General features: G+C 64.4%; 20 protein-coding genes. 11 read left to right on the forward strand and 9 right to left on the reverse strand.

Annotation, left to right across the window (positions count from 1 at the left end; translation table 11 throughout):
- Window positions 1-228 precede the first annotated feature (228 nt).
- Both ACZ1JC_RS03695 and ACZ1JC_RS03700 read right to left on the reverse strand, forming a co-directional pair.
- A complete protein-coding gene (locus ACZ1JC_RS03695) occupies window positions 229-1,593 on the reverse strand; it encodes a sensor histidine kinase (RefSeq protein WP_465139258.1) in 1,365 nt (454 codons plus the stop codon).
- Window positions 1,594-1,603: 10 nt separating this feature from the next.
- Complete coding sequence (locus ACZ1JC_RS03700; protein WP_465139257.1) at window positions 1,604-2,269, reverse strand: response regulator transcription factor; 666 nt, start codon at window positions 2,267-2,269, stop codon at window positions 1,604-1,606.
- 246 nt (window positions 2,270-2,515) lie between these two features.
- Between ACZ1JC_RS03700 and ACZ1JC_RS03705 the strand changes: the two genes are divergently transcribed.
- The 7 genes from ACZ1JC_RS03705 (at window position 2,516) to ACZ1JC_RS03735 (ending at window position 11,174) form a co-directional block, all read left to right on the forward strand.
- On the forward strand, window positions 2,516-4,912 hold the full coding sequence (locus ACZ1JC_RS03705; RefSeq protein ID WP_465139256.1) for a TonB-dependent receptor: 2,397 nt from the start codon (window positions 2,516-2,518) through the stop codon (window positions 4,910-4,912).
- 76 nt (window positions 4,913-4,988) lie between these two features.
- On the forward strand, window positions 4,989-6,197 hold the full coding sequence (locus ACZ1JC_RS03710; RefSeq protein WP_465139255.1) for a PepSY domain-containing protein: 1,209 nt from the start codon (window positions 4,989-4,991) through the stop codon (window positions 6,195-6,197).
- A gap of 5 nt (window positions 6,198-6,202) precedes the next feature.
- Window positions 6,203-6,664 carry a nuclear transport factor 2 family protein gene (locus ACZ1JC_RS03715; protein ID WP_465148473.1) on the forward strand — a complete coding sequence of 154 codons (462 nt, stop codon included), beginning with the start codon at window positions 6,203-6,205 and terminating at the stop codon, window positions 6,662-6,664.
- A gap of 23 nt (window positions 6,665-6,687) precedes the next feature.
- Complete coding sequence (locus ACZ1JC_RS03720; RefSeq protein WP_465139253.1) at window positions 6,688-7,884, forward strand: lactonase family protein; 1,197 nt, start codon at window positions 6,688-6,690, stop codon at window positions 7,882-7,884.
- Window positions 7,881-9,461: a tannase/feruloyl esterase family alpha/beta hydrolase gene (locus ACZ1JC_RS03725; RefSeq protein ID WP_465139252.1), complete on the forward strand. Its 1,581-nt coding sequence runs from the start codon at window positions 7,881-7,883 to the stop codon at window positions 9,459-9,461. The genes ACZ1JC_RS03720 and ACZ1JC_RS03725 overlap by 4 nt, the downstream gene beginning before the upstream one ends.
- 309 nt (window positions 9,462-9,770) lie before the next feature.
- Entirely contained in the window at window positions 9,771-10,991 is a 1,221-nt protein-coding gene (locus ACZ1JC_RS03730; protein ID WP_465139251.1) for a PepSY-associated TM helix domain-containing protein, read from the forward strand.
- A gap of 6 nt (window positions 10,992-10,997) precedes the next feature.
- Window positions 10,998-11,174 carry a hypothetical protein gene (locus ACZ1JC_RS03735; protein WP_465139250.1) on the forward strand — a complete coding sequence of 59 codons (177 nt, stop codon included), beginning with the start codon at window positions 10,998-11,000 and terminating at the stop codon, window positions 11,172-11,174.
- Window positions 11,175-11,595: 421 nt separating this feature from the next.
- On the opposite strand, the gene ACZ1JC_RS03740 is transcribed toward ACZ1JC_RS03735, so the two are convergent.
- From ACZ1JC_RS03740 to ACZ1JC_RS03755, 4 genes are all read right to left on the reverse strand, one after another.
- Window positions 11,596-12,936: a sensor histidine kinase gene (locus tag ACZ1JC_RS03740; protein ID WP_465139249.1), complete on the reverse strand. Its 1,341-nt coding sequence runs from the start codon at window positions 12,934-12,936 to the stop codon at window positions 11,596-11,598.
- Window positions 12,933-13,598, reverse strand: a complete 666-nt coding sequence (locus tag ACZ1JC_RS03745) for a response regulator (RefSeq protein ID WP_465139248.1) — start codon at window positions 13,596-13,598, stop codon at window positions 12,933-12,935. Before ACZ1JC_RS03745 ends, ACZ1JC_RS03740 begins: the two co-directional genes overlap by 4 nt.
- An 86-nt stretch (window positions 13,599-13,684) precedes the next feature.
- Window positions 13,685-15,034, reverse strand: coding sequence for a dienelactone hydrolase family protein (locus tag ACZ1JC_RS03750; protein ID WP_465139247.1), 1,350 nt, complete (start codon window positions 15,032-15,034; stop codon window positions 13,685-13,687).
- A gap of 189 nt (window positions 15,035-15,223) precedes the next feature.
- Window positions 15,224-17,578 (reverse strand): GH92 family glycosyl hydrolase, encoded by a 2,355-nt coding sequence (locus ACZ1JC_RS03755; RefSeq protein ID WP_465139246.1) that lies wholly within the window; start codon window positions 17,576-17,578, stop codon window positions 15,224-15,226.
- 132 nt (window positions 17,579-17,710) lie between these two features.
- Between ACZ1JC_RS03755 and ACZ1JC_RS03760 the strand changes: the two genes are divergently transcribed.
- The 3 genes from ACZ1JC_RS03760 (at window position 17,711) to ACZ1JC_RS03770 (ending at window position 20,747) form a co-directional block, all read left to right on the forward strand.
- Entirely contained in the window at window positions 17,711-18,598 is an 888-nt protein-coding gene (locus tag ACZ1JC_RS03760; RefSeq protein WP_465139245.1) for a LysR family transcriptional regulator, read from the forward strand.
- A gap of 123 nt (window positions 18,599-18,721) precedes the next feature.
- A complete protein-coding gene (locus tag ACZ1JC_RS03765; protein ID WP_465139244.1) occupies window positions 18,722-19,741 on the forward strand; it encodes a DUF1611 domain-containing protein in 1,020 nt (339 codons plus the stop codon).
- 1 nt (window position 19,742) lies between these two features.
- Window positions 19,743-20,747 carry a dipeptide epimerase gene (locus ACZ1JC_RS03770; RefSeq protein WP_465139243.1) on the forward strand — a complete coding sequence of 335 codons (1,005 nt, stop codon included), beginning with the start codon at window positions 19,743-19,745 and terminating at the stop codon, window positions 20,745-20,747.
- 56 nt (window positions 20,748-20,803) lie between these two features.
- On the opposite strand, the gene ACZ1JC_RS03775 is transcribed toward ACZ1JC_RS03770, so the two are convergent.
- The 3 genes from ACZ1JC_RS03775 to ACZ1JC_RS03785 are packed head-to-tail and all read right to left on the reverse strand — an operon-like array spanning window position 20,804 to window position 21,715.
- Entirely contained in the window at window positions 20,804-21,079 is a 276-nt protein-coding gene (locus ACZ1JC_RS03775; protein WP_465139242.1) for a hypothetical protein, read from the reverse strand.
- Window positions 21,080-21,137: 58 nt separating this feature from the next.
- Window positions 21,138-21,380 carry a hypothetical protein gene (locus ACZ1JC_RS03780; protein ID WP_465139241.1) on the reverse strand — a complete coding sequence of 81 codons (243 nt, stop codon included), beginning with the start codon at window positions 21,378-21,380 and terminating at the stop codon, window positions 21,138-21,140.
- Window positions 21,377-21,715, reverse strand: a complete 339-nt coding sequence (locus ACZ1JC_RS03785) for a hypothetical protein (RefSeq protein ID WP_465139240.1) — start codon at window positions 21,713-21,715, stop codon at window positions 21,377-21,379. The genes ACZ1JC_RS03780 and ACZ1JC_RS03785 overlap by 4 nt, the downstream gene beginning before the upstream one ends.
- A 617-nt stretch (window positions 21,716-22,332) precedes the next feature.
- Here ACZ1JC_RS03785 and ACZ1JC_RS03790 point away from each other — a divergent pair.
- Window positions 22,333-22,767 (forward strand): hypothetical protein, encoded by a 435-nt coding sequence (locus ACZ1JC_RS03790; RefSeq protein ID WP_465139239.1) that lies wholly within the window; start codon window positions 22,333-22,335, stop codon window positions 22,765-22,767.
- Window positions 22,768-22,774: the final 7 nt, after the last annotated feature.

The raw sequence follows: 22,774 nt of genomic DNA on the forward strand, positions 1-22,774 counted from the left end.
GGTGAGAGGCCCTGTAAGACCCACCTCTGATTCGGTCAACACACCTTTTTCAAAAAAACGACATGATCACAAAAATCGGCCGTTTTCCGTCGGTTTTGATCGTCTCGGACCGGAAGATGGGTACCCAAGCCACGCGAATCAAGGGGGAACACCGCCGCAAACCGCCACGGGCGGCCGCCCGTTCGCCGTCAGATCGGGAATCATCGCCCTTCGCTCAACTCGCAAAGCTCAAAAATGCCGGATGATTTGCGAGCCGGCCGATAACGCCAGGACAGGAAGCTCTATGTCGACCGCCAGCCCGCCCAACGCCGTCGAACGGCGCAAGCCGATCCTGCCACTGTACAATTCGGTCAGCTCCTTGGCGATCGCCAGTCCGAAGCCATACCCGTGAACGGTTTCGTCAAGTCGGCGCCCGGGCAGCAACACGTCCTGCATGGCATGATCGGGAATGCCGGCACCATCATCCTCAACGACGATGCGCAAATTGCGTCCCTCACCGTTTTCACATGAGACGCGCACGAATGCCTTGGCATGGCGAAAGGCGTTTTCCAGCAGATTCCCCAGAATCTCGCCGAAGTCTTCAGGATCCACCGCCAATTCACATTGCGGGGGAAGATCATTTTGCGCGCTGATGGATTTTTCGAGATGCAGATTGCCTAAAACCTGCACGAGATCGGTCGCAATCTGCCAGGCATCGCATTTCAGTCGATTACCTCCGCCGATCGCGGCACTCCGCGCACGGCGAAGGTGATGGGCGACGCGATTGTCTATCGAGGCCAACAGTTGGCGGGCTTCCACACTTGTGTCGCCATCGTTCGTCATCATGAAACTCAGCGTGGCGAGCGGTGTCTTGATGCCGTGAGCAAGGTTCGCAAGATGTAGCCGCGCATGATGCAGGCTGGTCGCGTTTTGCTGAATCAGCGCATTCATCTCCGACACGAGCGGGCGCAGCTCACCTGGCTGGTTGTCCGACAGGCGATCGAGCGTACCATCACGGACCTGTGCCAGATCATCGCGCAGGCGCCTGACCGGCTTGAGGCCGAAATGAAGCTGCAGAAGCGCCGTCAGCGCAAGTATTACCGCCAGCAGGACCAATGCCGAGATCGTGGGTATCAGAGCGTGGCGGATTGGGGCCTTGATTAGCGAATCCGGAGCAATGACGGTGACGATCACGGGTTTGTCAGGCGTGCCGCTTCGGCGCTGACGCAGATGCACCCTTGTGCCGTCCGCTTTCCAGCCGCGCCCGCTATAAGCGCCATGCTCCACCTGAATGGTACCGTCCGCATAGGCAGATTGCGCCGGCCGCGGGCCTTCGTGCCAGTGACCGGCAACCGTCCGGACATCCCAGCCCCAGCCGGCGTCCGGCCGATCGTAGTCGGGCAGAAACAGTATTCGGTCGCGATGCAATCGCCCCTCGGGATCGACGGCGCGCTCGATCCCGCCAAGCTGGGCATCCATCTTGTCGTTGAGGCTGGCGGTGATGACGATGTCGAGCACGCCCTTGTTCGCCTGCCACGACACCATCAGCGCAACCATGCCCGCCACCACGGCAATAACGATCTGCCGGGCATGGATTGAGAGCGGCAGCCTCATGCCCAGAAGCTCATGACGGCGATCCCAGCAACCGATAGCCATAGCCGCGAATGGGCTCGATGACGTGGGGCGCGATCTTGCGCCGCAAGCGGCTCATGATCACTTCCAGCGAGCCGGCCTCCGCATCTTCGTCATAACCGTAGACGCTGGCGATCAGGTGATTGCGGCTTACGGCCACGCCCTTGCGGGTGATGAGCGCTGTCAACAGCCTGAGTTCGAATGCGGTCAGCTTCAACGGTTGCCCTTCCATTTCGACACCGCCGGTCAGCCCGTCGTAGGCGAGCGTTCCGCACACGATCCTGGCGCTGTTATGCGAACCGGACCGACGGATGAGCGCGCGCAGCCGCAACAGTGCTTCCTCAGGGTGGAACGGCTTCACCAGATAGTCGTCCGCCCCCGCCTTGAAACCGGCGATGCGGTCCAGCCACGTGTCCCGCGCCGTCAGGATGAGGACAGGCAAGTCTCGCTGGTTCTGCCGCCATGCTTGAAGAATGCTCATCCCGTCGAGCGAGGGCAGCCCGAGATCGAGGACGGCGGCGGTGTATTCGTGCGTCAGGCCAAGATGGAGCGCGTCCTCTCCATCGCTCACCAGATCGATGACGAAGCCCTCCCCCGTCAGGAAACGTTGCAGCTTGTCCGAAAGCTGCGCGTCGTCCTCCACCAGCAACAGGCGCAAAGTCGTCCTCTCCTTCGTCGTGTTCTTGAGCGCCCTGTGCCAAGCGCCGGTACCGGCCAGCTTAGAACTTATCGCTCACCCCGCGACATTCAAATCGTGTTCGGTGCGAGATAATGCCCCCACCCGTTCGTCTTCGGTTTAGGTTGCTGCCCTAGGCCCCTCAGCGACCGGCCGCGAAGCCGGCAAGAAACAGAAGAAGCGCCGAGCCGGCTCGAAGCTGGCAGGTATTTGGAGGGGAAGCAGGGCATGGGTTTTTCCAGATATATGCTGCCGGGCACAAGCGCACTGGCGATCGCCGTGGCAGCGTCGCCTGCCTTGGCGCAGGAGCAGGAACCGGCAGCGGCAGCCGAGGCATCCGGCCCGCAGGAAATCATCGTCACCGCCATGAAGCGTTCGTCTACCGCGCTGAAGACGCCGGCAGCGCTCTCCGTGTTGTCGGGCGACGCGTTGAAGGAACAGGGCGTCAACAGCGCCGCGGACCTTCAGAACGTGGTGCCCAACGTCGCCATCTCGACCGGGCGCGACGGGTTGCAAGTGGCGATCCGCGGCGTTTCCTCCACCGATACGTCGAGCAAGGGTTCGCAGGACATCGCCTTCAATATCGACGGCATGTACGTCGGCCGCGGCTATGCCCGCTCAGGCGCATTCTTCGATATCAGCCGCGTCGAAGTGCTGCGCGGACCGCAGGGCACGCTCTATGGCCGCAGTTCGACCGGCGGCGCGGTCAACGTGATCACCAACGCGCCGAAGCTGGGCGAGATGGAGGGCTACGCCCGCCTCGAATACGGCAACTTCGATGCCAAGCGCGGCGAAGCGGCGCTCAATATCCCGCTCAGCGACATTGCTGCCGTGCGCGTATCCGGCACGTTCAATGACCGTGACGGCTATTCGAAGCCGATGGACACCACCATCGACTACAACGGTCAGACGTATACGTTCGACAAGTCGCAAGCGCGTGCCCGCAATGACCAGAAGGATGCGGCAGGGCGCGTCTCGCTGCTGGTTTCGCCCAGCGATGCCCTCGAAGCGCGGCTGACGGCAACCTTCGGGCATCAGGGCGGCGCGGGCAGCACTTATGCGCTGGAGAGCCAGCTTCAGGCGCATAACGACAGGGGCATCGACGCACTGCGCACCTTGACCAATCCGGTACCGGCCTACCTCGATGCGAGTTTCCAGATGTACGATGCCAGCATCAGGGCCAAGGCCGGCGGCATCCAGTTCGATCTGCTGGGGTCGTACCAGAATTTCCGCTTCGAACAGCAGGGCACGCAGACCAACGACGTGGCGGCCAACGCCAACTCGAAAGTGGAGCCGACATTCTCCGGCACTGCGTTCGGCCCCGCCTTCCAGTTCTATCTTCAGCGCAGTCGCTCGGTGACGAAGCAGTTGGAGCTGCGCGCGTCCAACGCCGAACCCGGTTTCATCGATTACGTGCTTGGCGCCAATTACTATCAGGAAAAGAACGACGAAAGCGGCCTGACCTGGAACGCCCAGATCGATGCGCCGCTCGATCAATCGCAATACTATTATTACGCCGGGCCGGTGAACACGACGACGCAGAAGTCCTATGGCGTGTTCGGGCAGGCAACGGTGAATATTACGGATCGGATCGGCCTGGTGGCCGGCGGCCGCTATACCGAGAATAAGCTGGACCGCGTCGGCACATTTACGCTGCCGTTCAATTTCGACGCCGGCTTCCCGCCGCCGCCCTATCCCGACGATCAGGGCAACGCGATCTGCACTTATCCCAACGACTGCGTGGGCGGGCCGAACAACGGGTCCGAGAAGGATCACAAGTTCACCTGGCGCCTTGGCGCGAACTTCCAGATGACGCCCAGTGATCTGATCTACGCATCGGTCTCTACCGGGTTCAAGCCAGGCGGCTTCAACGATTACGACCAGAGCACGGGCGGGATCGGCATCTACAAGCCGGCCTTTCTCACCGCTTACGAAATCGGCTACAAGGGCCGGCCGCTGGCGGGTCTGACGCTGTCGTCCTCTGCCTTCTACTACGATTATTCGGACTATCAGGTGAACAGCATCGCGCTGTTCCCCAATGGCCAGCAGGCGCTGTTCACCGAGACGGTGCCGGTCGAAATCTATGGCTGGGAGAACGAGGCAAGCTACGCCATCGCCCCGCAGACGACGATTTCGGCCACATTCTCGCTGCTGCACAGCCAGTACAAGGACTATGTCGCCGGCGTGAACCGCTTCGTGGGCGACGGGATCGATTTCTCCGGCGACCCGGTGGACCTTGCCCCCAGCGTCTTCGCCACCGCTGCCATCGACCATGCCTTCGATGTGGGCAGCAATGCCAAGCTGAAGCTGCACGCGGCGATCAAGTACAGCGGATCCTACTACCTCAGCGATTTCGGGGACGGGGTGCGCTACAAGCAACCTGACTATACCCGAAGCGACGCGAACGTAACCTATGAGGTCGATGGCGGGCGCTATTCGGTCCAGGTCTTCGTCGAAAACATCGAAAACAAAGTACAGCGCACCAGCTTCGTCACCGGATCCTACTTCGGCGGCCTTTACGGCGGTGTCGGCAATCATGCGCCGGGGCCGATGCCGGACAATTACCTGGCATTCTACACCACCACGCCGCGTTTCTACGGCGTGCGACTGGCCTACAAGTTCTGATCCCCTCCCATGGCCCCGCCGCTCAACCTCCCGAGGGGCGGGGCCACCCCTTCGGTGCTTTCGCAAGCAGGATAAGATGCTCAAGCTCAAGTCCATCCACCGGTTCGTGACCGTCTTCTTCGCGCTGCTGCTGCTGTTCCTGGGCGTGACCGGGACGCTGATGCAGGGGCTCGACCTGTACAAGCTGATCGGCAAGGCGCCGGCCAGCGATCTCGACGTGCAGGCGATCCGCGAAAGCTTCGACGGCCCCGGCGATTTCCAGGTCCGCCAGACGCGGGACTATCTGGCCAAGGCCCTGCCCGCGAACTTCGACTATGCCGCCAATCTCACCAAAGGTCTGGCGGACGTACGCAGGGCGGCGGGCGACGTGCCGCTGGTCTATGCCGAATTCCGCATGATCGGCGACAGCCCGGTCGCACGCTTTGGCGAAGGGCGCGGCCATATCACCATCGATCTTGCCAGCGGCCGCATGCTCGACCGCACTTCGGCGGACAAGATCGATCAGGCGCCCGAGGGATCGACGCGCAATTTCTTCAAGCACCTCCACCGCATGACGACCTTCGGCGACTGGGCGCTGGTGTTGAACCTGCTGGCCCCGATCGCGCTGGGCACACTGATCGTCACCGGGCTGCTGATCTATTTCCGCCTGCTCAGCGCGCGGCGGCGCATGAAGCGAAATGGCCTGTTCTGGAAAGGCGGAGACCAGTGGCGGCAGATCCACCGCTGGACCTCGATCGTCATGGCCGTACCGCTGATGATCGTGACGTTCAGCGGCATGTGGCTCGCTATCGAAAGCGCCGGCCTTGCCATCAAGATCCGCGAACTTGGCCCGCAGATGGGCGATCCGCTGCGCCCCGGTGCGCTGACCCCGTTGGACGACAAGCGCCTGCCCGGCATGCTGGTGGTGACACTGGCCGCTGCCGAGCGTGAGATGGCCGGTCATCCGGTAAAGGTCGTGCGCCTGCGCGACTACGCCGGGTATCATCAGGGCGTGGTGGTGACCGGCGGCGAGAACTCGCGCCAGCTGGTCTACAACGCCCAGACCGGCAAAGCGATGGCGCTGACCGAGCCGGGCTATCCCCCGGTGCCCTTCCCGTTCGGATGGCAGGCGCATGAAACCGCCAAATTGCTCCATCGCGGCGACATCGCCGGCATGCCGGGCCGCTGGCTCGATCTGCTGGCGGGTTTTGCGCTGGTCTATTTCTCTCTCTCCGGCCTCGTCATGTACGTCGAACTCTGGCGCAAGCGCGCCAAGGGCGGACGGCGCGGCCTGTTCTGGAAGTGATGACCATGACCCGACATGCCCTTCACGCGCTGCTGCTGTCCGCTCTTCTCAGCGGAGCCATCCCTTCGGTTCCAGCCCTCGCCGCGCCCTCCCACGCACGCGCCAGCCATGACGAAGCCTCGCTGATCGCGGCCGAGGACGCCTTCTTCGCGGCGCAGATCAAGCACGATTTCGCGGCGGTCGAGGCCAGTCTTGGCGAGGAACTGGTCTATTGCCACGCGAACGGCCGGCGCGAGACCCGCGCGAACCATATGGCTGCGCTGCGCAATGGCAATCTCGACTATCGCCGCATCGAACCCAGCGACCGCGTGGTCCACGTCTACGGCAATGTCGGCACCAGCCGCGCCAACCTGATCATTCAGGTGGGCGAGCGCGTCCTGCGTTCCAGCGTGCTGGGCGTCTACGTCTGGCGCGATGGCCGCTGGCAACTCGTCTCGTGGCAGACGACGCCGGTCCCGGATGCCTGACCGCCAGCCGATGTGAATTGAGGATGATCCCCAAGACTATGCGAATGATCGATCTTGCCGCATCGCGGCGTAGCCTGCTGGGCGGACTGGTGGCAGGCGGACTGGCAATGACCGGCGCCGGCCGCGCGCTCGCCAGGGGCAGTGCCACATCCAAAATGCTCGTCTATTTCGGCATGCACGGAAACCAGATCCACGCAGCCCGTTTCGATGGCCGGTTCGGCAAATTGACGATGATCGGCCCCGTTGCCGACCAGTCCGCGCCGACATGGGCCGTGCGCCATCCAAGTGCCGACATACTCTATTACGTCCGTGAAGACGGTAACGACGGCTCCGTCAGCGGCGGCGTGGTTGCCTATCGCATCGACCGTGCAAGCGGCGGCCTCCACCGCATGGGCGAAACCATCGCGCAAGGGGGCGGCACCACGCATCTCCATCTCGACGCTCCAGCGATGACCATCGTCGCCGCCAATTTCGGCGGCAGCACGGTATCGACGATCCCGATCCGCGCAGACGGCAGCCTCGCGCCCGTCTCGTCCGTACTGGTCGAGCAAGGGTCCGGGCCGATGAAGCGGCAGAGCTATTCGCATCCGCATGGCGTCGCGGTCGATCCCACCGGCAATTTCGCGCTCGTGCCCGATCTGGGTGCGGATCGCATTTTCGTCCATGCTTTCGACCGGAATGCGCGGGCCTTGCGATACGACAGGCCGGACCGCGATCTCCACTATCGCGCCGCGCCGGGTAGCGGCCCCCGGCATGTCCTGTTCCATCCGGGTGGTCGCCTGATGTTCGCGCTGACCGAACTGAGCGGCGAACTGCTGACCTTCCGCTGGAACGGCGAGAGCGGCGAACTTACGCTGATCGATGCGCGCTCCACCTCCACGCCGGGGTTTTCGGGAGAGAAAAGCGCCTCCGAACTGGCGATCAGTGCCGACGGCAGCAAACTCTACCTCACCGATCGCGGCGAGAACACGGTCGTTGTCCACGCCATCGATCCCCTTACCGGCAAGCTGACACTGCTCCAGCGCACCTCCTGCCTCGGCGAATTTCCGTGGCATTTCGCAATTGATCCGTCAGGGTCGTGGATGCTGGTCGCCAACGAGCGCTCGAACCGGGTCGAAGTCTTCGCGATCGACCGCACGACCGGCCGGGTGACGCCGACGCGCGGCGGGATCGACATGACCAAACCCGTCCACGTGCTGTTTGCTGGAGAGATCGCATGAGCAGGTTCACCGCACTAACTCTCTCCGCCATCCCAGTCCTGCTCGCTTTTGCGACGCCGGCATGGGCACAGGCCCCGTCGATCACACCTTGTGCCGCACTTGCCAAAACGCTGACGGTTCCGGCAGCGGACATTCGCGCCGCTGTGGTGGAGCAAGGCAGGCTCGATCTACCGACTTCCGACTGGGAACGCGCGCCGGGCATGAATATCGCCGGGCTGCCGACCCTGCCGGAAAACGCGCAGTTCTGCCGGGTTTCCTTTGTGATGAAGCCCACGGCAGGCTCTGCCATCCGCACCGAAGTCTGGCTGCCGGCGAACGGCTGGAACGGCAAGTTTCTGGGCCTCGGCAACTTCGGCTGGGGCGGATCGATCCCTTACGGCACGATGCGGACGGGGCTTGCCCAAGGCTATGCCGTGGCCGCCAACGACACCGGCCATGACGAGAGCATGGGCCACGGCGGCCACTTCGCACTCGGCCAGCCCGACAAGCTGGAAGACTACGCCGGCCGCGCCAACCATCTGATGACCGAACAGGCCAAGCTGCTGGTCCAGCGCTTTTTCGGCCGCGCGGCCAGCCATTCCTACTTCATCGGTTGCTCGCTGGGCGGGTTGCAGGCGCTGATCGAGGCGCAGCGCTATCCGGAAGATTACGACGGCATCATTGCCGGCGCGCCGCCAAACCCGCTGGCCAACTTCAACGCGGCGCAGATGTGGCCGCAATGGCTGCTGGCGCAGGATCCCAAGCGCTATATCCCGGCCGAAGGCTATGCGATGGTCACGCGCGCGGCGATCGCGGCTTGCGCGGGCCCGGTGGGCAAAGCGCAGGGCTATATCGAGAACCCGGCCGCCTGCGGATTTCGCCCGCGCCAGTTGCTGTGCAAGCCGGGTGCTTCGGCCGATTGCCTGACCGCGCAGCAAGTCGAATTTCTCGACCTGATCTATCGCGGCCCGGTCGATCCGGCGAATGGGAAGCTTATCTTTCCGGGACCGGCACTCGGCTCCGAAAGCCAGTTGGCGATGTTCGCCGGCGGCAAGGAATTCACCAATGCCGCCGACTTCTTCCGCTATGCCGCGTTCCAGTCGGCCGAATGGTCGCCCCTAAAGATGGACTGGTCGAAAGACGTCGCGGCGGCCGGTGCGGCCACCGGCGGCAAGTTCGAAGTCAAGCCCGACCTGAACCCGTTTCTGCGGCGCGGCGGCAAGCTGCTGCTCTACATCGGCTGGAACGACTATCACCATCCCGGCGAATTGATGGGCTGGCACGATGCCGTGTTGGCCAATGCAAAAGCGGCAGGGATCGATGCGCAAGGTGCGCTGCGCCTCTTCTCCCTGCCCGGCATGGACCATTGCCAGGGCGGCCCCGGCTGCGACACGTTCGACAAGCTGGGCGTGATGGATGGCTGGGCCAGCGGCGGCGGCGCTCCTGCATCGTTCGTCGCCCGCAAGTTTGCCGACGGCAAACTGATGCGGAGCCAACTGGTTTGCGCCTATCCCCGCGTGGCGCGCTATTCCGGCAGCGGATCGACGGACAGCGAGGGAAGCTTTGCTTGCCGCTACCCCGGCGATCCGCAGGACTGACGGAGCCTGTGGCGCTCGACTTTGCGCAAGGGACCACGCCATGTTGCGCTGACTTGGTCACCTATTTGACTGCCCCCACAATGCCGTTCAGATTCGGTTGGGCTGTTTCCATCAGGTTCGGCTCAACAAACGATAGACCCGGCATTCACGGGGCATCAGGAGGGCCGATTGGAGAGGAACACCGGTTCCGGCGCAAGCGCCGAACCCATCGCGGCAAAAGCGTGGACGCCGTCCGCTCCCCCAACTGCCGCCCCCCAAACTGCAAGGGCGCAACGCCCGCCGCAAAAGCGCAAGGCCGGCGGCGACGCCATGCGGACGATCCACCGTATCTCCGCCATCCTGTCGGTCGCGATCATGCTGTACATCGGCGTGACCGGCACGTGGATGCAGCTTCTCGACATGCGCGCGATCTATGCGCAGGCCGGCCCGCTCGATCCCACCATGCGCTCGATCCGGGAGGGGCTTGGCGGCGAGCCCAATTACGCCGTCAAGCGGACCGAGGATTTCTTCGCAGCCCCCCTTCCCGCCGACCTCGACTACGACGCGGCCATGGGCACCGTGCTTTCCGGCTATCACCGGCAATATCCGACCGGCGAGGTGCGCTACGTCGAACTTGCCCGGCGGGACGGCACTCTGGTGGGCAAAGTCGGCGATGCCGGCGGCGCAATCCATTTCTACGCCCTGGGCAGCGGCGATCCGCTGGGCTCGATCGCCCGTCTGGAGCCCGATCATCCGCCGCTCAACTTGCGCGAAACGATCAAGCAGTGGCATCGGATGTGGGTGCTGGGCCCCAATGTCGGCACCTTCGTAGACCTTGCCTGCGGCCTGGTGCTCTGGTTGCTGATCGTGACCGGCCTCGTATTCTACTGGCGGCTCTACAAGCTGCGCCGCAAGATCGGCAAGACGCAGCCGTTCTGGAGCGCGGGCGGGCAGATGCGCACCTGGCACCGCGCCATCGCCGTTGCCGCGTCGATCTTCATCGTGATGATGGCCGGCAGCGGCACCCTGATCGCTTTCGAAAGTGCCTTCGCCTCGTTCAACTTCCTGCGGCCCGGCCCCGTGCCCGGCATGTCGGTGGCGCAGTGGGGCATGAATGGCGACATGTCGAAGCCGCTGGGCGATCGTGAAGTCGAACGGATGACCGAGGCGACGCTGGCTGCCTTTGCAAGCGATCAGCCCGGCGTTGCGCTGCGCCGGGTGCGCGTGCGCCAGTTCGCGAAGATGGCTCAAGGCGTGGTGATCACCGACGAAGCCGAACCGCGCCAGCTGGTCTACAACGTCGCCACGGGGAAGCGCGCCAGTCTCTCGGAGCCCGAATACCCGTTCTCCGGCTTTCCCTTCGGCGTGCAAATGCACGAGGACATCAAACGCTTCCACCGCGGCGACCTGCTGGGCATGCCCGGCCGGTGGATGAACCTGCTCTCCGGCGTCGCCTTGCTGTTCCTTTCGGTTTCGGGGATCGTCATGTACCTCGACATGTGGCGCAAGCGCCGCGCCGGAGGCCGGCCCGCATTCCTCTGGAAGCGGTAGGGGCCGATGCGCGCTTCTGCTATCGGCCCGGCCCTTGGCCTCCTCACCGTGCTGGCGCTCGTACCTGTCGAGGCATTCGCACAGGCGCGCGTACCGGCACCGGCCGATCCGGCGATGTTGCCCGGTGATGCGCCGCCGCCTGCCATGGCAGACATGCTGCCCCCCGCGAAAACCCGGCGATGAACGCGGCTTCGCGCCGGCGCCGGCGGGTATGTGCAAGTTGTTCAAAATGCGTTCCGGGCGCAGACCGCCGCAACGCCCGGCAGCGCCCGACGCGGCAGATTTCCTGCATTGTCTTCAGGTTGGCGGCTCGGGCGCCTGTCCGCTGAGCGAAAATGCTCTGACCTTTTGATCCCGCATTTTCCGAGCCGTTTATCGTGAACGGTCAACTCGAAAATGCTCTGGCCATTTGATCCCGCATTTTCCGGGCCGTTGACCGTGAACGGTCAACTCGAAAATGCTCTAGCGGGCCCTATCCCTTGTCATGTCAGCCTCTCCCGTTTCGTTCGCCGTATGGCCCCGGATCGATCGGTTTTCTCGCCGCTTCGATCCTTGTGATCGTGATTATCGGGCCTACCCAAACCGAACCTGAATCATTGTCCCCTCATGATCGGCGCGGAAGCTGCAAAATCGCGCAGAGTCCGCCCAGTTGCGCTGAGCGCGCCAGTTCCAGACTGCCCCCGTAGAGTTCGGCCAGTTCTCGTACGATGGCGAGGCCGAAACCAAAGCCCTGGCCCGTCTCGTCCAGCCGGATTCCGGGGGTGAGCGCCACGGGAACGTCGTGCGGGGCGATACCGGGCCCATCGTCCTCCACCGCAACGCGTGCCGTCGTGCCCTGTGCCTCGATCGAGAGCACGACGATCGAGCCGGCAAGGCGGCAGGCATTGTCCAGCAGGTTGCCCAGCATTTCATCAAGGTCCTCCGGGTCCACCGGCACTTCGCAGCTTTCCGGTGCCTCCACGCGGACTTCCAGCCCCCGCGCGCCGTGAAGGCGGCCCATCGTAAAAGCCAGGTCCCGCCCGACCGGGACGAGATCGGCACGGGCCCGATCGCCCACACCGGCGGCCGCCACCCGCGCGCGCCGCAAGTGATGGACGATGCGCTTATCGAGCTGGGCGACGAGCGCGCGGCTGGTCATTCCGGCCCCTTCCGTTTCCAGTTCCAGCGCCAGGGTTGCCAGCGGCGCTTTCAATCCATGCGCCAGATTGGCGACATGCAGGCGCGTCTGGCGCAGTTGCTCCCCATTCTGGGCGACCAGCGCGTTGACTTCGCTCACCAGCGGCAGAAGCTCGCGCGGCTGCTCATCCTCGGGCAGCCGGTCGAGATCGCCGTCCCGCACGCGCGCCACGTCGCGCTGCAAGGTGCGCACCGGGCGCAGGCCGAAATGGACCAGAAGCAGTGTCGAAGCCGCAAGAAACAGCGCCAGAATCGCAAGCGATCCGATGATGAGGCGCAGGCCTTCGGCTTCCGGCCCAAGGATCAGTTCGTCCGGCGCGGCGATCATGATCGTGGCACGCACCGTGCCGTTCGGCCCGGCCAGATCGATCGGCTTGAGACGAACGTGAAGCGGATGGCCCTCAGGGCTTTTCGCGTGCGCGCTGTAGATCCCGTCCTCGTACTGGTTGAGCCCGGGAAACAGTGAAACCTCGCGGATCGGCGTGCCGCCGCCCTCGTCATGGCCGGGGGCGGTGAAAGACCAGCCCCAGGCCGTGTGCGGCTTGTAGAGTTCGGGAACGAAATGCAGTTTTCCGCTCTGCAACGTGCCATCCGGGCCGATCGCCCGGCGCAGCATCATCACTTGCGCGTCCAGCATGTCGTTGACGTTCTCGCTGACGACATGGCTGACCCAGAACTTGAACAGATACCCGCAGGCCGCCAGCGTCAGCAGCGCCGACAGCACGGCGATCACGCCGATCCGCGCGTGGAGCGACTGGCGCCCCATCATGCGTCGATTTCTACCAGCCGATAGCCATGGCCGCGCACGGTTTCGATCATCTGCGCGCCAATCTTGCGCCGCAATCGGCCGATGATCACTTCCACCGAATTGGATTCGACATCGTTATGATACTCGTAGACATGCTCGAACAGCGCCGCGCGGGAGACCACGACGCCCTTGCGCAGGATCAGCGCGCAGAGGATGCGCCATTCGAACGCCGTCAGCTTCAGCGGCTCACCGCCGAGCGCGAAACTGCCCAGTTGCGTATCATGCGTCAGCGGTCCGCAGCGCACGACCGTTGACGCATGGCCCGCGGAACGGCGGATCAGCGCGCGAAGACGCAGGACGACTTCGTGCGCGATGAAGGGCTTGGTCAGATAATCGTCGGCACCCGCCTTGAAGCCGGCCACCTTGTCGGTCCAGGTGTCGCGCGCGGTCAGGATCAGCACCGGGAAACCGCGCCCCGCCGCCCGCCATTCCTCCAGCACGCGCAGGCCTTCCATGCCCGGCAGCCCAAGGTCGAGCACGGCGGCGTCATAGCTTTCGGTATCGCCCAGATGCGCGGCGTCTTCGCCGTTTTCGGCCATGTCGACCGCGAAGTTTTCCGCCCGCAACACATCGGCCAACCGATTGGACAGGGCCAGGTCATCCTCAGCCAGCAGAACGCGCACTGGTCATTCTCCCGATCGTCTTGTTATGCGGCAAAGCCTGCCCGATCGGATCGGGCAGGCGCAAGTGCCTTGCACGTCGCGGGCGATCAGAAGCGCCCCGGTCTGGAAAGCCAGGCATCGACATAATCGAACGCCGTCTTCACCGTATCGCCATATTGGCCCGGCGTTTTCTCGCACTCCTTGCAGACCGCGAAATTGTGCGAGGCGCCTTCGATGAAGGCGATGGACTTGTCGGCACTGGCCGACCGATCATAGATTTTCTCCGCGGCCATATATTCGTAGCTGCCGGTCATCCCCATCGTCAGTAGCGGAACGTGGATGTTCGAGACGTTCGCGGGTGTGAAGGCGTAGCTGGAGCCCCAGTCGATGCCGGTGAGGTCATCGGCGCCGTAGCCGTATTCGGGGGTGGTGCGCACCGCATACGTCGAAAGGAAATTGCGCACCGTTGTCCGCAGCGCGCCGCGATCGTAGGAACCGCGCGCCGGGGCGGCTCCGCGCGCGGGGCGCAGCGAATGGACGATCTGGTCCGTTACCGAACCGTCCTTGTGGACCAGCGGATGGGCCGCGCGGGTATGCGCCATCAGGCTTATGTCCTGCGGGAACAGCTTGTTGAAGAAGCCGAGGAAGTTGCCGCCCGGCACAGTGAAGGGCTCGTCGTCGGTATAGATGCCCTTCCCCGCGTCGATCAGGGCGACGCGTTCCTGCGCCGCCGCGATCAGGCGGTTCATCCGCGCGCCCTGCGCCTGCTGGAACCGGCGAACGAAATCCGCTCCATAGTGCGATCCCTTGGGATCGAAGCCGTTGGCCGGATGGAACAGGTCGAGCGTGGGATCGACCTTCTTCGGATCGTTTTCATCGACAATGGCCGGATCAAGGCTGAGCAGCACCATGCCCGCCTGCCCCCAATTGGCATCCATCAGCAGCAACCCATCCGCGCGCGGCAGACCGGCAAGCGTATCCGGGCATTTAGACAGACGATCCGCCTGCTGGCAGATGGCCGGTCCGTTCTCCGCGATCATCTGATAGGCGGTCATCACCGTGCCTCCGCCCGAATGGCCCAGCAGCACGACCTTGCGGACGCCCGGCAGGGCCTTCAGATAGGCGACGCCCTTGCCCGCTTCTCGCAGGATTTCATCCAGCATGCCTTCGTCATAGGCTTCCGCCTTGTTGGTCTTGTTGTTGGCGCAAAGCACGCGGTAGCCGCGCTTGGACAGCTCGGTGCAGGGCGTGAACTGCAGGTAATCGCCATTGGCATGCATCACGAACACGGCCGTCGAACTCTTGGGCCCCGGTTTGGCGGGTTCGTAGAGCATGGCAGGCACGCCGGGCTCCAGCGAAACGAAGGTGGTCTTGATCGCCTGCGCTTGGGCAGTGCCGGCAAAGCCTGCCAACGCAGCGATCATGGCCGCGCTGGCCCCCAGTTTCTTCCAGTGCATCGACCATCCCGTCCATTATCGCGCAATTCACGCCATGTGGCTGCGGACCTATCCCCGCTAGCCAAACCGAAAATGAACACGGGAAAGCAAGATGCGCGTGCCGGCCGCCGAAGCCTCTTCAAGGCAGCCGTTTACGGCCGGCACCCCGACAAATTGTGGGCCAGCATACGCCGTTCGGTTCTGCCGCGATCAGCGCGCCGACATCGAATAGGGCCTTTGGGCCGAGCCCGTCCCCCATGCCTTGTCCGGCATTGCCTGCATCGTGAAACGCAGCGTACCGCCAGCGCGGATTTCCGCATCGGAGATCCAGGCGCGTTCGAGCGGGCGACCGTTCAATTCCACTTTGCCGACATAGGGGTTCGCATCGGAGAGGTTCTCGGCATCCACGGTGAAGGTCTTCCCGTTCGGCAGTGCGATCACCGCGTGGCGCACGAAGGGACGGCCGATCACATATTGGTTGGAGCCCGGCGTAACCGGGTAGAAACCAAGCCCGGTGAAGACCAGCCAGGCCGACATCTGTCCAAGATCGTCATTGCCCGAAAGCCCGTCCGGCGTCGGCTTGTACTGGCTCTCGACGATCTGCTTCAACCGCTCCTGCGTGCGCCAGGGGGCGCCGGCGTGGACATAGAGATAGGCGACGTGGTGGCTGGGTTCGTTGCCATGGATATACTGGCCGATCAGCCCGGAAATATCCTCGGCATGGCTGTAGTCCAGCTTCGAATTGTCGAAGTCGAACATCGCATCCAGCCGCGCGACGACCTTGCGATCGCCGCCCAGCATCCGGAAAAGGCCGGCCTGATCCTGCGGCACGAACCAGCTGTATTGCCAGGCGTTGCCTTCGGTATAGTCGGAGCCGTAATTGATCGCCGTGGGATCGAACGGCGTGCGGAACGATCCGTCGCTCTTGCGCGCGCGCAGCCAGCCGCTCTTGGCGTCGAACGAGTTGCGCCAGTATCCGGCCCGCTTGTCGAAACGGGCAGCCAGATCGTTGCGGCCCATCGCCTGTGCCATGCGGGCGATCGTCCAGTCATCATAGGCGTATTCTACCGTCTTCGAGGCCGCCTCCGGCTCCTTGTCGATCGGCACGTAGCCGCGCGCCATGTACTCGCCCAGACCGCCGTAGGGCGCGTAGTCCGCGCTGGCCACCATCGCGTCGAGCGCCTTGGCCGCGTCGAACCCCCTGAAACCCTTCAGATAGGCATCGGCGATCACCGGCACCGCATGATAGCCGATCATGGTCCAGGTCTCGCGCCCGGCGAACTGCCAGACCGGCAGGATGCCCCATGGGCTATGCTCGCGACTGGCAACCAGCGAGTTGACGATGTCCGACGTGGTGCTTTCGGGCTGGACCAGCGTGAGCAAGGGATGCTCCGCACGGAAGGTGTCCCAGAGCGAGAAGGTGGAGCGGAATGTGAAGCCCTGCGCCATGTGCACCTGATCGTCAGGGCCGCGATAGCGACCGTCCGCGTCGCTCCAGACGCTGGGCGCAAGCAGGCTGTGGTAGAGCGCGGTGTAGAGATTGGTCCGCATTTCCGGCACAGCATCGATCTTCAGGCGATCCAGCGCCTGCCGCCATTGCCCTTCGGTGCGGCGGCGCACGGTGTCGAAATCGGCCCCTTCGGCATCCAGATTGGCAATCGCGCCCTGCTCGTCCACACCGGAAAGCGCGACGCGCACCTCCAGCGGCCGGTCCAGCGCGCCGAAGTCCAGCCGCGCCTCCAGCGCCTTGCCCAGCTTTTCGGCCAGCGCATCGGCGCCACGCCCCGGCAGCGCCTGAGGGGCGCGGAAGCCCTTGTAGGCCACATGCTCATCGCGATCGACAAACGCGTGGTCCTTCAGCGGCGCGGAAAAGCGCATGGCGAAGAACAGCTTGCGGCCCGGCGCCCAACCCCGCGTCTCACGAAAGCCGGTGACGGTGCCGTCTTCGTGCAGATGCAGGCCGGACCACAGGATTTTTCCCGGATAGTCGTAAAGGCTGCTGCGCAGGTCCAGCACCAGATGCGCCTCGGCGCCCTTGGGGAACGTGTAGCGGTGGATGCCGACGCGGGTGCCGGCGGTCAGTTCGGCCCGCACGCCGCTGTCGGCCAGCGTCACCGCATAATAGCCCGCGCTGGCGACTTCGGTGTCATGGGAAAAGCGCTGGCGATAGCCGGAGCCGGGCTGGCTTGCGCTGCCGGGATCCAACCGCACTTCATTCGCCGTGCCGATTGCGGGCATGACCAGAACGTCGCCCAGGTCCGAGTGCCCCGCGCCCGAAAAGTGGGTATGGCTGAACCCCTGAATGGTGCTGTCGTGATAGCTGTATCCCGCCGCATGGGCATAGCAATCGCGCACCTGGCAGGTCGTGTCCGTATCGGGGGACAGCTGCACCATGCCGAAAGGCGCGCTGGCGCCGGGAAAGGTGTGGCCTTCCGGGCCAGTGCCGATCATCGGATCCACCCAGTGCAGAGGATCATCAGGCAGCGGAGCGCCTTCCGGCGCGGCGGCAAGCGGTTGAACGGCAAGGAAACAGGTTAAGGCGGCAACCGCAGATGACAGCTTCATGGCGGCAGGATAGACAGAGCGCCCCCAACTGTTCAACCGCTGCCCACAAGCAGGATTTCGCATTTGAACAGTGCCGGTGGTCCGAACCATTTTGTTTCAAACCGCGATCGTGCCGTTTAAACCAGCGTCACGATGAACCTGCGCCATATCGAAGTCTTCCACGCGGTCTATACCACCGGATCGGTCAGCGCGGCGGCGCGGCTGCTGCATGTCTCGCAGCCGGCAGTCACCAGTCTGCTGCGCCATGCCGAAAGCACGCTGGGCTTTCCGTTGTTCGAACGTTCGCGCGGCCGACTGGTCCCCACCGCCGATGCCCACGAGCTTTACGAGCAGGCCGACGCCATTCAGGACAAAGTCCGCCAGATGCGCGATACCGCGCGCAACATGCGCCACGGGCGCGGCACGATCCTGCGGATTTCCACTCTGCCGGCGCTGGGCATGGAAATTCTTCCCCAGACGCTGGCCGGCTATCTTTCGAACCATCCCGGCGTCTCGATCGAACTGCACACGATCCACCATGACGATATGGCCGCCAAGCTGCGAGAGCGGGAGACGGACGTGGTGATCTGCTACTCCCCCCCGCGCGACGCGCTGCTGGCGAGCACGCCCATCGGCACCGGCGAGATGGTCGCCTATTTCCGGGAGGCCGATTTTCCCGGCGCCGCTGAGCGTCTGCCGCTCTCCGCCCTGGCCGGCCGCCCGTTCATCGCCACATCCGAAAGCGGCCCGCAGGGACGCGCCGTGGCGGCGGAGCTTGCCCGGCAGGCGATCGAACCCGATCCGGTGGGCGCCTCCCGAACGTTCTTCGTTGCCGCCGCGATGGCGCGCGCAGGATTGGGTGCCACTATCGTCGACCTGCATACGGCCCTGGCCATGCGCGCGCCGGGAATGGCGCTGCGCCCGCTCGATCCGCCGCAGCCCTACACGATCCACGCCGCCTATCTGGAAGCGCGCCCGCCCTCCCAGCTGGCGTTCGACTTTCTGGACCATCTGCGTGGGCGCCTTTCCGGGCCGGTATGAAACGCAAATTCCGAGGCGAACTCACCCCATAAGCAAACCTTATGGATAGGCCCTGCATCGCGATGATTCAAAGCAGATCGGTCATGCTACGGCACCGTCATCGACAGACGGAAAGCGAGTTTCATGATCCCTGGCCCCTTCCTCCTCTACATCGGCGACAAGCGTAATCCTCTCGACATCAAGACCTCACGCGGGCTCGCCACTTTCCGGCGGGAAGATTGCATCGGCGAACTGCGCGATGCGGATAATCCGTTGACCCTGGGCCTGCCCCGCATGGACGTGGCGCAGGCCGCCGCGAAAGGTGCGCGGGCTCTGGTGCTGGGGATCGCCACAAGCGGCGGACGGCTGGAAGAGGCGATGATACCCCACGTCCTCGCCGCGCTGGATGCCGGGCTCCATGTCGTTTCGGGACTGCACCAACACCTTTCCAGCGATCCGCGCATTCGCGAACGGGCTGATGCGCTGGGCCGCCAGTTGATCGACGTGCGCGCCGCTCCGGCAGACCTGAAAGTGGGCACCGGCGCCCCGCGCCCCGGTCGCCGGATCCTGACCGTCGGCACCGATTGCGCGGTCGGCAAGATGTACACCTCGCTCCACCTTGCCGACGCCTTGCGGGCCCGCCGCATCCCCGCCCGTTTCCGCGCCTCCGGCCAGACCGGAGTGCTGATCGCGGGCGAAGGCTTGGTGATCGACAGCGTCATCGCGGACTTCATCTCGGGCGCGGCCGAAGCGCTCTCGCCCGCGCGCGAAGACGATCTGTGGGACGTGATCGAGGGCCAGGGATCGCTGTTCAATCCCTCCTTTGCGGGTGTCTCGCTCGGCCTGCTGCATGGCGCGCAGCCGCAGGCCTTGGTCATGTGCCACGATCCATCGCGCCCGCACATGCGCGGCCTGCCGCATATGCCGGTCCCCGATGTGGCCGCCTGTATCGAGGAAAACCTGCGCTGCGCGCGCCTCACCAGCCCGGATGCCGAATTTGTCGGCGTCTCGATCAACGGATCGGGTCTGGAACCCGCCGCAGCCGAGGACTTGCGCGGACGGATCGCCGAAGAGACCGGCCTGCCCTGTGTCGATCCGGTTGTGACCGGCATGGACGCGGTGGTCGACCGCCTGATCGCGCGCTTCGTCGCCGCCGCCCGCTGACGTGCGCCGCCTCTCCGCCCGGATCGCGCACCACCGCCTCGCGCAGCCTTTCGCCATCGCGCGGGGCACGCGCGACGCGATCGATCTGGTCCGCGTAACCATCGCGCAGGACGGGCGTGAAGGCCACGGCGAAGCCGCACCCAACGCCCGATATCGGGAATTCGCCCCCGACGTCCTCGCCGGGATCGAGGCGATGGCCCCGCTGATCGCATCCGGCATCGGGCGGGAAGAATTGCTGGCCGCGATGCCGCCGGGCGCGGCGCGCAATGCCATCGATTGCGCGCTATGGGATCTGGAGGCCAAGCTGTCCGGGCTGTCGGTCGCCGAACGGCTGGGTGCCATGCCTGAAATGCTGGTCACCGCCGTAACCGTGGGCATCGCCACGCCCGCCGCCATGGCCGAACGCGCCCGCGCGCTGGCTCTCGCCCGCGGCACCGATGGCCCGGCGCCCGTGCTCAAGATCAAGCTGGATGCGCACGATGTGGAGGAGCGCGTGGCCGCGGTGCGCGCCGCCGCACCCGGCGCCGTGCTGATTGCCGACGCGAACGAAAGCTGGGACAAGGCGCTGCTGGAACGCGCCCTGCCCGCGCTGGTGGCGGCGCGGGTCGAACTGCTCGAGCAGCCGCTGCCGGCCGGTGCCGACGATGCGCTGGAAGACTTGTCCTCCCCCGTGCCGCTATCCGCCGACGAATCCGCCCATGTTGCCGCCGATGTGCCGCGCCTTCGCCGCCGATACGCCTATGTCACCGTGAAGCTGGACAAGTCCGGCGGACTGACCGGGGCGCTGGCTCTGGCCCAGGCTGCGCGGGACGCAGGCATGGGCGTGATGACCGGTTGCATGCTCTGCTCCTCGCTCTCTGTCGCTGCCGCCTGGCCGCTGGCAGCGCAGAGCCGCTTCGTCGATCTGGATGGCCCGTTGTGGCTGGAAAGCGACGTTCCGGGCGGATGCCGTGTCGCGGACGGCATGCTGCGAGCACCCTCGGCGCTGGGTTGGGGGCAACCCTGAATTCAGGATCGACACCGCGATCCCCGATGCGCCGGCGATACCGGTGCGGACACCCTTTAGGAAATCGCGGGCAGGAACGCTGCCGCGGCAATCGGGATCGCGCTCATGGCAAGCCAGAACCAGGCCCACCCCGGCTTCGGGACGTGGAAGACCGCAATAGAAATGCCTGCGAACAGCGCGAAGGAGGCGATAGTTGCACCCAAAGTGGCCTCCACCGGATCGATGCCCGCCCCTATCAGCAGGCGAGACAATGCGATCGTCGACAGCGCCGTAATGGCGTAAGCGCCGAGCGTGCCGGCAGCAACGCGGGAAAGCACGGAGAGTCGGGTCATCGCGGCGTCCGTCCAAATCGATTGAGAAGACGCGTGCGATTGCAATTGACCAAGACGATCAGTGCGGCCGCCATCGACCACGATCCGCAGGCCAACACCAGCCCATAGCCGTATCCATGGTCCAGACATGCCACAAGGCCACTGACAGCGAGGAGAGCCAAGCCCCCGGCCCGCCGGACCTGGCCTTTTCCAGGGGCAGCTTTCGGCCCAGCCAATCCTGATGATGGCGCGGCGTTGCCAGCATCAAGGCCGCAAACCCGCCGCAAGACATCAGCAAGACAAGCGCATCGACCATGCTCATGGGAGAACCTCCGCAGCTTGCGCCGTGTGGCGCGGCGGGCGTTTGGGCTGATGGCCGGCAATCTTCCGGGCTGCGAGGGCAAAGGCGAAGGCGGCGCTCAAGGCCATCAGATCGAACGCGACATAGACCCAGTCGCGCGACATGAGGCTCGCCAGCAATCCACGCTCCGTCGTCAATTGGCTTGCCAATGGCACCCCGATCCACAGCATGGCGCAGGCGCCCATCGCCTCGGCCCAACCGGCGCGCGTGGCGCGCGCGATGCCCCAGACGAAAACGCCGCCCCATACCGCGAACAGAGTATTGATTTCCCAATCCGCGCGGTGATCAAGCCCCACCGGCAGCAGACGGTTGGCCAGGAAAAATGCGGCTACGATTGCGTCGCATTACTCGAACGATCTGACGCAGTTGCCGCCCTTTCGCAAACGCAGGCCGTGGGAGGCTGGCCATAAGAACAGGCCTCTATCACTTGTCACTGCAAAGTCGCGGCAATCACGCCCAAGAACTCGTGCGCCTGTATCCAAGATTGCCAGGCATTGTTTTCTATCACGGCCGGCGACCCGGTGCGGGAGGGCGGCGGGAGGGCGGCCCCAAAACGCCCGACCGCCGCTTAACGTGCAAGTACGGCTTCTGCCCGATCAGCAACGCACATTCCGGCGTCGCCAAATCGCAATCAAATAAGGCGGGAACCGGATCACATCTTTCGCGTTGCTGCCGCAAATCGATGCGTCGGCGGACATTGAAGATGGCCGTTGGACCAATGGGCCTCGGGCAATGGCCTGTCGATTGCCGCACCGCCTTGACGGGGGCCATCAGCGGCAATTCGAACAATCGGCGCGATCGTTCGTGAAGGATCATTCGTGGAAGCGGGCGAATAACTAACGCGCTTTAACCATGCCGTTTAACCGCACTTTAGCCGGCATGCGCCATTGGGTACTTCGACAGGAGGATTGTTATGTCCAGGTCTGGAATGAAGTTCGGCACGGCGGCGGCGGTATTGCTGCTGGGATGCGCAACGTCTGCCAATGCCTATGATGGCGCGTCGATCTCGATTGCGGGACGGGTTCCGACCGTCTGCCAGGTCAGCCTTGCATCGTCACCCGTGCAAACCATCCAGCCGGGCACGAATGACCTCGGCGTCATGCGCGAACTCTGCAACGATCTTTCGGGCTACACCGTCACGCTTTACCATCCGGCGGGCCTGATCGACGCATGGGTGGATGTGGGCGGCGTGCGCGTTCCCATTTCACCGGGCGAAACGCACACGGTGATCGTGGACAAGCGCACCCCGGCCTTCCGCGAAACGCCCTTGCGCCTGGTGCTGAACCAGACGCCGGACACCGCGCTGAACCTCAGCCTTGAGGCGGAACCCAAGGGCGCGGTCTACTAAGACCGCG

This window comes from Sphingomonas sp. BL-S-28 (assembly GCF_055521515.1).